Source organism: Arthrobacter sp. 2RAF6, from assembly GCF_052115205.1.
GTDB lineage: Bacteria > Actinomycetota > Actinomycetes > Actinomycetales > Micrococcaceae > Arthrobacter.
Window position 1 is genome coordinate 13,253 of sequence record NZ_JBFRGF010000009.1, and the last position, 12,430, is coordinate 25,682.

The following is a 12,430-nucleotide window of genomic DNA, read 5'->3' on the forward strand; positions in this document are numbered from 1 at the left end:
GTCGGCAATCCTCAATCAGTTCGGACTGGAATCGAGCCTGCCTCGGCCAAGCGCGACGGGTGAGGGGCTGTAGCCAGACCTCCTTGCGACTGACTTGCTTCGTTGGGCACGCTTACCGCTAAGCAGTTGGACGCGTAGCCGTCCCAGATCAGTGTGAGGGGATCCGTTCCTTCTGCGAGCCGGTCAGTGAAGTTTAGTGCCTCGGCCAGGGCAAGGAAGCTCCCCAGCCGGACGCCCGGGATCTCCGCGCTCAATGCCACGCAATGGAAGCATGGAGACGTTGGCCCTCTCCGCTGCCGTTTCGTGACTTAGACCTAAGACGATTCGCCATTGGCGCAGACGCTCGCCCCCGAAAGTCCACTCACCGCGTAGTACTCGGTCGAAGGAGCGGACCGAGTATTACGCCACCACAGATGGACCTTCCAATACCGAAACGCGATCAAGCACTGCATCCTCCTTCCTACTCACCGTCCCACGCCCGCAGGTGGTTCTTCATCGTCTTAGGTATGGCCCTCATACCCGGCGGGCATCTGGTGCATCCACCCGCCCGGCGTCGGTTCGATACCGTGACGTATTGGGTGTGGCCGGCGGGGCAGGTCCAATAATGTTTAGCGTTCCCCGGTACCATTTCATCAGGCTGGCGTTCGTTGAGGTCGTAATCCCAGTCACGGACCAGCCGCGGCTCTCTTGTAGCAAGATCGGAGACGCCGGGGACCAAAATTCTTCCTGTTTCAACACGGCACGTGAGTATGGGATATTTGCAGCGGGAGATCACGCTCGCCGGGAACTCGTGGCCATTTGGGCATACCCACCAGACCACCTTCGTTGAGCCTGGCTTCACCTGGTCCGGTCTAAGTGTTCCGTTTCGGTCGTAGTTCCACTGTGTTGCGACGTCAGGGCGCAGTGTAGCGAGATCGTTGATACCTGGCAGCAGAATGTAGCCCCGGCAAATCTGGCAGCGTCCCCCAGAGGCGACGAGACTTGCCGGTGTCCGCACAAACGGGTGCCCCCGGGGGCAGCGCCAGACTATCCGGTCCCTCGAGTTGCCGGGGCTGAGCTCCCTAGGTGACTTCTCGTTGCCGGCATCCGGGTCCCAAAGCAATGCAAGCCGCGGGTGTGTGCTGGCGAGGTCGTTAGTACCTGGGAGTAGCTTCCGAAACCCGCAGTGAGGGCAGCCGCTTCCAAGCCGGGCGCGGTTGGAAAAAATCGCGTCATAATGGTGGTTCTGCGGGCATACCCAGTGTCCCATCTGGCCGCTGCCCGGACCCACCGTCCATGGCGACGGCCCTGGACCTGCTTCGCGGTCCCACTCGTCGACAAGCCAAGGCATCTTGTCGGCGAGGGAGTTGTATCCCGGGATGATTGTTCGACCTGAGCAGATCGAGCAAGAGGACTGATATAGGCCATGCCAGTGGTCCTTGTGCGGGCGCCGTCGCTGCACGTGTCCCTCCGGGCACATGTAGAGAGGACCTGGTTCTATCTGACGGTAGCGGTCATCCCACCACTGGTCGTCTCTTCGCCCGCTTGTGCGAACGCAGTCCAAATAGCTACGGAAAGGTTGAAGCGGGCCTCTGGTGCGGGATTCGGGTTGGATAGGATCGACGAGGGGTAACGGCTCTTCTGCGTTCAACTCCCCTTCCCAGCGATACCGGGCCGCCGCCGCCGTCCATCTGAGCATCAGCCATGCTTGGTCGGTTCCGGCGTCTGCGGACGGATTGGAAGCCTGCTCCATCCTGTGGGCGACGACGTCGTAGGCGGAGCCGTACGGCCGGTGCGCGTCGCAAACAGCACGAACGGCCTCAGCGTTCGTGACTGTTTCGAGGATCGCTGCCGCTGTGGGCAGGTATCCCGGCACAATCATGCCGTCCGATTTGTGCCCGACCGCGGATGCCGCCCGTCGAAAAGCTTCGTTGACGATAAGGGGGTTTGCGCCACTTAGGAGTATCCTCGCGGCCGCCTTGGCGATCTCACCATCGACAGGTTGGGAGTGTGTTGGCGCGGGCTGCGTCATTACCCAAAACAGCTGGCGGGACTTGCCCATCGTCGGTCCGGTCCACGTCTGGTGAAGGGGACACACAAGTTGTGCGGCTTCGGGGTGAATTGCGATGACCTCTCCTGCTGTGCAAAAGAGGCATGCATGCCATGCAGTTCTCATCGGGCGTCCGAGTAAGGCAAGCTGGTCGGCCCGGCTTCCTGCCAATTCGCGGCAAAGCACGAGGACTGCCTGCTCAGCGACATCGTTATCGACATGGCCGCCAGTCGGGAGGCCTTCGCCCTGTAGGTATTTCGCCACGGCAAGACGCCAGAGGTGGCCTGCAGGGGCGGCAGTGGCTGCGTCAATTCGAGAAGCGTAACTGGGGACAGTTTCCCCCGGGACCGGTTCTGGCACCAATAGGAGGGGCAGCCGGCCGGCCTGGTCAGGCCGCATGGCGCTCCTTCCGATCAGCGCGACGGCGACCGGCCTCCTCGCGGGTTGCGTCCTTGAAGCGGTTCTCTTCGGTGATCTCTGCGGCTTTGCGTTGTGCCAGGCCACTGGTGATGACTTCCCTTTTCGGGTCGTCTGCGTCGATGAGGTCGAGAGTTACGCGGCTAAGGATTGAGTTCAGATTGCCGATGCGTCCTTTGGCGAGATCAAAAAGCTCAGCTGCCAAAGCAATCCGGCCCGGTTGATTGTCGCCAAAGAGGGGTAACTCATCAATGAGGCCCTTGACAAGTTTTCGCCACGCTACCGAGCGCCTCGTCTCATACGAGGCCATCTCGGCTGACCGGTAGCGCTCGTAGATTTGAGCTCCTTCCCGGTCGATAAGCAGATTGGTTTTTTCAAGCGCGATGCCGGCCAGGAGGATGGGACAATCGATGTCATCTCCTAGCCGCCGGATGGCTGCGCTGACCTTCCGCGAGTGCGCGCCGCCGTATTTGAGGTTGTGAACGTCGTCGATGACAAGCAGCTCGGTGCGGCACCGATTGACGGCGTGCTGGACCATGTGCTCCAGCGTTGCCTCGGTCTCGCGCTTTCCGATCGGAAGGCCGTAGAACTCGGCGAGCATCCGGTAAAGTCCAAGCGGTGTTCCCGTTGAGGGAAGGTTCACGTAGGCCACAGGGACCTCACCACGATGTACGCAGTCGGGATCGTCACGAAGGCGTTGCGTCAGTAAGTCCAGCATGAGGATGCGAGCCACGGTCGTCTTGCCCGTGTAGGAGTCTGCGGACACGAGGACCCCGTGTCCGCCGCCACTGGCATATTGGTGTTCCCGCATGACCCGGACAACCACGGCTTGCACGTTCAGGTAGGAGTCGTTCCTGACCATGATGCCCCTGGTGACAACCTTGCGGCGGGTGTCGTTGTAGGTGCTGCGCTCCTGCGGCCCCATGGCCCGATACTCCGCGGTGCTCACCATATGCATCCCGGTTCCCAGGTCCAGCAGCTCCTCGATGAAGCCCTTGTGATACTTAAGGTCCCGGCCGCTGCGCACGCGAAGAGGGTATTCGATCACCTGCTCGCCCCGTTCACACCCTCGAATCCTTCCAGGTCATCTTCATCGTCGGACTCGTCGTTTCCTTCGTCAGGGGTCTCAGACACATACCCCTCCGGACCTAGGACGGTGTCAATATTCGGATGGATCCCCCGCTGCAGGCCCTGGATCTCACGTTCGGTGTCCATTTCGGCCTGCTTCTTGCGCTGGCGCCTCAGCTCCTGCAGGGCCACTTCGATGAAGCTCATGGTCGTCTCAGAGGAGGTGAACGCCGGATCCACGCGACCGTCATCGAGGATTTGGAGGGCCAACGTGCGAATTTCGCTATTGAATGGAATGTCCAGCCGGTCTTCCTTCCATTCGCAATCGATGTAGTTTCCGGTATCGGGGTCATAGACCCATACCATTCGGGGGTCTGCAGGCATGTAATGAACTTCCCACTGTCCGTCCAGTGTTGTGCCGGACGTCCGCCTCCGGAGCACGCCCAATTCCGGGGCGTCGTACATCCGGTATTCGATCTGGATGCCGTCGTTCTGGATGGTGCGGGAAAGCATCGGCAGAAGCCCAATGCGGTCGTTCCTGCTCAGGGGTTTTGGGATGAACCCGACGTAGGGAGACATGGCTTCGTACTCGGCGATCGGGCTGAGCAGCGGGCCGCCGCCCAGACGCGGGTCGCGCAGACCTTCAGTCGGGGTGTTGTGCCAGCCGTGCACGAGCCACCGGTCCAGCAGCCACGAGAACTCCCACAACGTGAGAAGCTCGCTTCTCTTCCACTTTCGTTTGCCCCTGCTCGACACCGAACCGCCGGTGAACCCGGGCAGTTTCGCCAAAAACTTCTTCTTGATCGTCCCGAACAAGTTCTCGGCTATAGCCTTGTCGGTCGGGGTGTAGGGCGCCGATCTGACGATGGTGAAGCCGATCATCCGCCCGGCCCCGTCGACCGTCCGGGACCGGTAATCCCTCGCGTTGTCGGTCATGATCAGCCTGGGCCGGAACAACGGAACCATCGCATCGAATCGCTCCCGTTCCGCCGGGTCAAACATCTCGATCCAGGGCAGGTCCCTGCGCTTCATCTCCCAGAGATTCTTCAGTTCCAGCGGCACATCAAAACGCGGGCGGGGCGTCATCGACTGGGCGATCATGAACGCCAGATCCGCCCCACAGATCTTCTTGGCGAGAGCGAACGCAGCGACACAGTGGGTCGCCCTGTCACTCATCATGGCGGCATCAGGTCGTCTTTCCGAGCCGTCCGGGAAGATCAGCAAGATGTCGAACAGTGTGGAATCGACCTGCATCTCCGAGCCCGGCAGCAGCGCCGGTCGCGTCCGGAAGACCCTGTCGGGAACATTCGCGGCCGAGTCGGCGTTTCCGGCGTCGCCGTCCAGGTACATGCCCTTGGAGAGCTCCTTCAGAATCCGGCGAAGCCTGCGGTCTCCCGGAACGCTGAACGTCCGTTTTGGATAGTTCTCTTCGATGCGCATCTTGACTATGGCCACCCGCTGGTCCCTGGTCACCCGGGGGGCATGGACACGCTCTCGGTTGACCGTCGCACAGGTCTCCAACACTTCGGGCGCGACATTGTCCGTGACCCGGTAATTGCGGGTTCTCCGGCCGTCAAGCAGGGATGCCGGGCCGTCCTGCAGGTAGGCTGTCGCGAGGCGGAATAAAGCCGAACGGGACATGGCCAGCTTCTTCGCGAACTCAGGATCGCGGTCCTTCAATTGCTCGCCAAGGGCTCTGAGCTCGGCTTCCTTGAGTCCGGCTCTGGACCACTGTGAAGAGCCCGGTCCATAACCTTCCCGGTAATCACTGGCGCCATAAGCCCGGCCAAGCGCGACCTCCTCGATATCTGCCTGCCTACGATCGACATCCTTTAAGAGCTCCGCTTGACGCTCGGCGGTCTTCCCCGTGCGGGCTGCTTCGGACTCGGCGGTGTTCAGTTGGGCTATCCGCCGCACGAGCCGGTCCTCCGCGGGATTCTCCTCGGCCACTCTGGCAACCGACGCAGTCACGTGTTCTCCGGTGTCAACGTCCAACAGGCCCAGCAGGGAGACGCCAAAGTGCGTGATCTCCCACTGCCGCTTTAGGTAGGTCACCGTGTCTCCGGCCTGGAATACGTTCCTTATCATTTCCTCACCTGCTAGGCCACTGTAATCGGTACGAAACGGAGGAATCCGCCGGACAAGCGGGGCGGCCTTCGGCCCGCTGGCCACTACTATCCACGCCCAGCAGACCGCTGAACTATGGCTCTCCCCGACTCCGCCGTCGCCGCGTTGGATGGTCTGCTCCGGACGCGACCCACGCCGGCCTCATTCGTCTCCCCGAGATCCGGCTGGGCGAGCTTGGCAAAAGAAACAGTCAGGCGCTCCCCGCCGTCGAGGTCCACGAGGCCAAGGAAAGATCCGCATATGGCAGTGATCTCCCACTGACGCCCCATGTAGTTCACACTGTCTCCGAGGCGAAGAGTCTTCATTGCCCGCCCCCTACCCCCGCAATGACCATGAGTCCGGAGTAGAAGGGCCCGGGCTCGGCAGGGACGACCTGCCGGTGGAACAACATGTTTGACAGCAGGGCATAGCCGACCCCCAGTTCTATCCGCGGATCCAGCACGCGCGCGGCTTCCTCCATCGTGTGCGGCACAGCCAAGAATGCAATAACGTCCCGAGCCATGGCCCGGTCAGGGACATACTCCTTGTAACGGAACGCGCACATCCACTCCAGGTTCGCCGCTTGCCACCCCCGGAAGCCGTGCATCACGCGGTACCCCCACCCCTGGGTCTTACAGGCCTCCTCCGTCAAGACCGCGGCGTGCACGAACTCTTTTTTCGTGGCAAACTCTTCAGGCTTGACGTCGACGATCACTGTGCTCCCGTCCCGCAGCCTTACGGCAAAGTCAGGATAGTGGAGCGTTCCGCCCGAGAACACGATTCCAAACGGCTGCGCAGCGATCCCGTCCACGTTGCCCTCGTGGTCCAGCTCCATGAGGCAAACGAGCTCCGTCAACGACTCGAACATGATCATCCGATGATCGCCACCAAACGGGTAGCTGCCCTCATAGTTGCGGCGGAACTTGTACGCGTTGCTGCGGCGGCACGGGCGGAAACCGGTCGGGTCGAGGTCGCGGACTGGACCGTCCAGGAACCACCAACGTCGCCTCCCGTCAGGTCCGAGTGCCAGCAACAGCGGATAAGGACTTGAATTCCCCACGTCACGAAATGGATTCTCCTTCAAGGCTGCCATGGTCATCACTCACATTCAGGAGAACCTGCGACCCTACAGCCGGGGCCTTTCGGTCCTCCGGTCTTTACAGGTCGGAAACGGTCGGCCACATCCACGTAACTTTCCCACCCGAAGTGAGGCGCTCTTCCGCACTGTCCTCGTGCATCCAATTCCGAGTGTCGAAAGGTAGTTCCAGCCCAAAAATGGCGAATCCAGAGGTCGACTAGAGATGTCAGCTCATCGACGGTCAGCAGAATGTCGTTGCCAGAGGCAGCGCTAACAATCGTTCGTCCTGGTTCGGTCAGCTTCTGCATGAATTGTTCAATCGGGCTTGCGGCAGGTTCCTCGACTGCGTTGTCGACTGGTGATCCGGCCGGCGTCGTCAAGGCATCATCCCGGGCCTGCTGGTAGCGGGTCTTACGCCCTTGAAGCCGGCCGCGGAAAAGGAAGGTCAGGAACCTGGCACCGGTGCAGACTTCGAAGTTCCCCTCCTCAACGCGCCTCAGCCGGCCCGTTCGGTGCAGGTACTCCCCCATCGATAGACCGGGGTCCGCAAGTTCGACCTCTTCAGCGATATTTGCGTGACCATCAGAAGTCGCTCGACCAAAATCGTTGGTGCCACGGCCCGGCGCTCCCGCCTCCGCACCTCGGCCAACACGCCATGCTGCGAACTGGAAGTATTCCGACCCACCTAGGTCAAACGAAAGCAACGCCTTTCTCCAACGCGCCGCTTCCTCCCGACCCAGAAGCCCATGACAGGCATCCAACGTAACGTCGGAGCGGTTCGGGTGGCCGAAACTTCTCCCTAAAACGATCCGACAGGGCTTGGGGTATTCCGCAAACTTTCCATGTGTGAGGGAACCTGTCCGGTCCCGGGGACCCCATGTGCCGACTCGGCCATTTTGTACATGATTGCCGGACTCAGTTCCGGCTCTTTCCCGCTTGCTCGCCATCAGCGCGACCAGTCTTCAAAAGCAGTTTCTCCGCGATCACAACGACCTGGGAGGAAGCCACCCGATCCGACCCACTATGTACGATCCAGGATTGACGATACAAAGACTCTCTCGGGCCTAGCAGAGATCTGCCGCGACAGACGTCACCACTGGTCAGTTTGGAACCGGTTCACACTCACGGTCAGCTTCAAGTTCCATCATCCGCCGCTTCTATCCCGGCAACAAGCACTTTTTGACAAAAATTTTCTCTCTCGTGACACATAACACTACACACTTGACAGTTTAAGTCAATGGTGTAGTTGCCTCATCGACGTTGTCGGCGTCAGCACCCGGTACGGTGTGGACATCTACGCCGGGCATCGATGGCGTCCGGTGGGACAAAACCGAACAGTGCGACGCCAGCTGACAGCCTGAGAACCCAATCGGGCCGAGTGCTTCGGTCACTGGGTTCCCTGTGACCGAAGCGGATTGCCCCTTGCCCTCTTCCGCTCTCATTGGGCCGCAAGCGACTCGGGATCCCGCAAACCTCTAGGGAGAAGCCGACGCCGCACGACGCCAAGGAACTGCATCGAAAATGCTCGCCCAGGTAGTTGGCCCCAAGGAGTTCTCTTCCTGGCGTGTCAGCCGACGGTCAGCGTCAGTCACGGCCGGTAACCTGACATGACAACCCGTGACCTTCGGAACGCCGCAACGGTCGAAACCGAAGACTCCGACTGAACCTGCCGCCTATCTGTGAGTCCGCGCGTCCCCAAACCGCACCTGACCCGGTTCGATACAAAATTCGCGCGTACTGAAACATCCCTGAACGGTTAGACGAGAGTGCATCAGTCCTGAATCCGAGGTCCCTCCCCCTCAACTTCTAGGGACCGCGACGAAGCGCGCCCTGCCCTGTCCGGGAACACGGCGCATCGATGTGTCATGCTCGGGCGTGCCTCTCGAGGCCACCGCCGGTGGTCTCATCTACCTTGCTGGCCTTGCAAACGAGTGATGGTGAGGACCTCACTGGTATCACGCAGGGTCGCCGTGTGCCCGTCTCGGACGATGTCGAGCCAAAGCGCGCCGCGCTCCCCCAACCTAAGTCTGACGATGCCAAGCAACGGGATTTCTCTGCCGTCGTTGCGAAGTCTCGATGCTTCGAGGCCCTCGTAGGCGGGAACAGGAGTCTGGTTCGAAGCGAGGCGAAGGAGTGACCGCGGCGCATCAAGGTTGATTCGGTAAATCGACCCGGTGGACGTCCGAAACGCGTAAGCGCCCGAATCGTCGTTCGTGAGTTCATGGATCTCCATCATGCGGCCATGCTAGGACTCGCCCCCGACAATGCCAGGCAGCGATCAAGCAAGATCTGACGAGAGGTCATCCGCGCGGTCGCATGAGCGGCGGGTTAAGCACAACCTGCGTCGGTTGAGCCACAGAAGCACGGGCTGTCTGGGCGAGGCGGAAGAGCGAGGCCGGGCGGCCCGCATCACCGGTAGTCATCCGTCCGGTTTCTTCCAGGAAACCGGGCGTTCCGGTGGCTTTGCGGTGGAAATTCCGGGGATCCAGACGGGTGCCCCATACGGCCTCGTACACGGCGCGGAGCTGGGCGATGGTGAACTCCTCCCCGCAGAACGCGGCCGCGAGGGGCGAGTACTCCAGCTTTGATTTCGCGCGCTCCAGAGCGTCGGCGAGGATCCGCTCGTGGTCGAAGGCGAGTGTCAATTCCCCCTCGAGAATCTGGTTGACCGGGTACCAGGCGGCGTGCTCGGCGTCGCTCCCGGCGGAGAGGACGGGGAAGTTGGGCGCGAGCAGCAGATGGGCGACGGTGAGCACGTCCCCGCGCGGGTCCCGCCCCTGAGGACCATAACTCCCCAGTTGCTCCAAATGCCCAGGGATCCGCTCGACGCCGGTTTCCTCCGCCAGTTCCCGTCCCGCAGCAGTCACCAGGTCTTCACCGGCCAGCACGAACCCGCCCGGCAGGGCGAGTTCGCCGCCGAAGGGCTCGATAAGGCGGGTGATCAGCAGGACGTTCAGAACGTCCTCAGAGACGGTGAGGGCGACGACGTCGACGGTCACCGGGAAGCGCGCGGGCGCCGGGTAGGACTTGGGCATGGACCCATCCTAGATAGTTATCGTCACCTTGACAATAAATCGGCGGCAAGCCTATCGTTTGATTATCGTCAGATTGACGACAACAGTGAACGGTTAGGGGAATCCCATGGCCAGCATCAAGCGCTACCCGTGGATCAGCCACTTCCTGGGCAGCCCCACCGGCTACGTCGTCCACCTGCAGAAAGGCTCGGTCCGGCACCAGGGCGTGGGCCAGGCGTTCTGGTACCGGCCGGTGAACTCCGTGCTCAGCGAGGTCCCCGTGGACGACCAGGAACTGCCCACGCTCTTCCACGCCATCACCCGGGACCACCAGGACGTAAGTGTGCAGGCCAACGTGACCTACCGCTTCATCGACCCCGTGGCCGTGTCCGCCCGGCTCGACTTCGCCCTCCAACCCGCCGGCTCCGGGGCAGGCACGGTGCAGGCGACTGGGAAGGAGCAGGTCGCCACGATCATCGGCCAGCTGTGCCAGAGCCACGCCATCGACCAGATCGCCACCACGACCCTCGCCCAGGCCCTGGAGCGCGGCGTCAGCCAGCTCCGCAGCGTCCTCGCCGACGCACTCCGTGCCGACGCCCGGCTGGCGTCCACCGGCATCGAAATCCTCGGCGTGCAGGTCCTGGCCGTCCGGCCGGAGTCCGACGTCGAACGGGCACTGCAGACGCCCGTCCGGGAACAGCTCCAGGCCGAAGCAGACCGGGCCGTGTACGAACGCCGGGCCGTCGCCGTCGAGCGCGAACGGACCATCTCCGAAAATGAAATGGCCAGCCAGATCGAACTCGCCACCCGCCGCGAACACCTCGTCGCCCAGGAAGGCACCAACGCACGGCGCGAAGCCGAAGAGAAAGCCGCCGCAGGCCTCATCCAAGCCCAGGCCTCCGCCGAACGCCAAGGCATCAACGCCACCGCCGAAGCCAACCAGATCCGGCTCGTCGGCGAGGCGGCCGCGGCACGAGAGGCCGCCACCATGGAGGTATACCGGGGCATGGAACACACCACACTGATCGCACTGGCCCTACGCGAGGCAGCCGGGTCCCTCCCCAGCATCGGCAACCTCACCATCACGCCCGACCTGCTCAGCGGAGCCCTCGCCGGACTATTCCAGAACCCGGCCGGCAAAGCTGACCCCGCCGCGGCCGGGACGGTGGCCGGCACCACCGGCCGGCCCGGGAAGTAGGCTCCCGCCATGGCCACCCCCCGCCTCGTCATCGTCCACCGGCGCACCGAACTGCACGAACTCCTGGACCGGCACGCCACCCGCGGCCAAGCCGAATTCTTCCTCCGCACCAGAGGCCGCACCATCCAGGACGTCCAATACCACCACGACCGGACCAGCGAGGCCCTGGCAATAATCCGCGCCGCGGTCCCGGCCGAGTGGCGTCACGCCGACGTCGAACGGGCGGACCTCAGCCGCTTCCTGTTCACCGCAGAGGACGTCATCGCCGTCGTCGGCCAGGACGGACTCGTGGCCAACACGGCCAAATACCTCAACGGACAGCCCGTGCTCGGGATCAATCCCGAGCCGGGCATCAATCCAGGTGTCCTCGTCCGGCACAACCCCGCCGCGGCCGCCAAACTGCTACAGGATTCTGCTCTGGCCGGGCCCACGGAGCAGTTGCCCTGCCATGAACTGTCCACCGTGACGGCACGGCTCGACGACGGTCAGGAACTCTCAGGACTCAACGAGATCTTCATCGGGCACGCCTCGCACCAATCGGCCCGGTACCGGCTCACGGCCGCGGACGGGCAGACAGAACGGCAGTCCTCCTCGGGTCTCATCGTCTCCACCGGCACCGGCGCCACCGGCTGGTGCGCATCCATCGCCCTCGAACGCGGAGGACGCACGCTGCCCGCCCCGACGGATCCCCGGCTCGCGTGGTTCGTCCGGGAAGCCTGGCCCTCCCCGATCACCGGAGCCTCCCTGACCGAAGGTACCTTGGAGGCGGGCGAGACACTCAGGATCACCGTGGGCTCCGATCAACTCGTGGTGTTCGGGGACGGCATGGAAGAGGACCGCCTCACCGCCTCCTGGGGCCAGGAAATCACCGTCCACCTGGGCGAACGACCACTCCGGCTCGCGGCGTAAAGTAGCGCTACCGGGGGAAGCAAAACGGTGCACTTGTTGACCAGCCGGGATCGCCCCCGCCCGGAAAACCGGCCCTGAGGGAAGCTTTCGCTCGTCGGACAGGGGCCGGGAAGTGTAAAGGTACAAAAAGTATAAAGACGTATAAAAGGTCCAACAGGGACACGGGTGGATGGCCCATAAAGGCGGGCCGGCGACAGCTGACGTTGCCGCACCGGGATGCGGGCAACGAACCGTTCGCTCTAGGCCCGGATGGGCTGCTCGACGAGGCCACCTGCCACATTGACGTCGTCGGCCTAAGCGCCCGTTAAGGTGTGGACATCCAGGCCGGGCCCGGCAGCGATCCCCTTGAAGAACTCGAGATGCTGCAATGATCGAGAATCTCGGTAGCTTCAAAGTCGTGACGGGCGGGCAGTCCAAGGCCGTCGGCCCTGCCGTCAGGCGTACGCGGGGCCCACCCACACCGGCGCCGTCTAACTGGACTCACAGGCCGGGCGGGTTCAGCGTCCGATTCTGACAGCTTCCACGACATCTTCCACGCGCAGTGGATGCATGGTGGCCTGCCAGGACTCGAAACGACCGTGATTCCCCGGCTCAAAAATGCCGTCCCATCC

The 12,430-nt window shown here is 62.5% G+C and carries 9 protein-coding genes; 2 read left to right on the forward strand and 7 right to left on the reverse strand.

The window, feature by feature from the left end; genetic code table 11:
• Positions 1 to 460 precede the first annotated feature (460 nt).
• From AB4Z38_RS08915 to AB4Z38_RS08945, 7 genes are all read right to left on the reverse strand, one after another.
• On the reverse strand, positions 461 to 2,428 hold the full coding sequence (locus AB4Z38_RS08915; protein WP_441429372.1) for a zinc-ribbon domain-containing protein: 1,968 nt from the start codon (positions 2,426 to 2,428) through the stop codon (positions 461 to 463).
• Positions 2,418 to 3,494, reverse strand: coding sequence for a TniB family NTP-binding protein (locus AB4Z38_RS08920; RefSeq protein ID WP_441429373.1), 1,077 nt, complete (start codon positions 3,492 to 3,494; stop codon positions 2,418 to 2,420). The genes AB4Z38_RS08915 and AB4Z38_RS08920 overlap by 11 nt, the downstream gene beginning before the upstream one ends.
• Positions 3,491 to 5,602 (reverse strand): Mu transposase C-terminal domain-containing protein, encoded by a 2,112-nt coding sequence (locus AB4Z38_RS08925; protein WP_441429374.1) that lies wholly within the window; start codon positions 5,600 to 5,602, stop codon positions 3,491 to 3,493. The genes AB4Z38_RS08920 and AB4Z38_RS08925 overlap by 4 nt, the downstream gene beginning before the upstream one ends.
• Before the next feature lie 86 nt (positions 5,603 to 5,688).
• A complete protein-coding gene (locus tag AB4Z38_RS08930; protein ID WP_441429375.1) occupies positions 5,689 to 5,946 on the reverse strand; it encodes a hypothetical protein in 258 nt (85 codons plus the stop codon).
• Positions 5,943 to 6,719: a TnsA-like heteromeric transposase endonuclease subunit gene (locus tag AB4Z38_RS08935; protein WP_441429376.1), complete on the reverse strand. Its 777-nt coding sequence runs from the start codon at positions 6,717 to 6,719 to the stop codon at positions 5,943 to 5,945. The genes AB4Z38_RS08930 and AB4Z38_RS08935 overlap by 4 nt, the downstream gene beginning before the upstream one ends.
• Before the next feature lie 1,882 nt (positions 6,720 to 8,601).
• Complete coding sequence (locus AB4Z38_RS08940) at positions 8,602 to 8,934, reverse strand: hypothetical protein (protein ID WP_441429377.1); 333 nt, start codon at positions 8,932 to 8,934, stop codon at positions 8,602 to 8,604.
• Between the two features lie 64 nt (positions 8,935 to 8,998).
• Positions 8,999 to 9,733, reverse strand: a complete 735-nt coding sequence (locus AB4Z38_RS08945) for an NUDIX hydrolase (RefSeq protein ID WP_441429378.1) — start codon at positions 9,731 to 9,733, stop codon at positions 8,999 to 9,001.
• Positions 9,734 to 9,839: 106 nt separating this feature from the next.
• On the opposite strand from AB4Z38_RS08945, the gene AB4Z38_RS08950 reads away from it, so the two are divergent.
• Positions 9,840 to 10,910 carry an SPFH domain-containing protein gene (locus AB4Z38_RS08950; RefSeq protein ID WP_441429379.1) on the forward strand — a complete coding sequence of 357 codons (1,071 nt, stop codon included), beginning with the start codon at positions 9,840 to 9,842 and terminating at the stop codon, positions 10,908 to 10,910.
• Between the two features lie 9 nt (positions 10,911 to 10,919).
• Positions 10,920 to 11,819, forward strand: a complete 900-nt coding sequence (locus AB4Z38_RS08955; RefSeq protein WP_441429380.1) for a hypothetical protein — start codon at positions 10,920 to 10,922, stop codon at positions 11,817 to 11,819.
• Positions 11,820 to 12,430 lie beyond the last annotated feature (611 nt).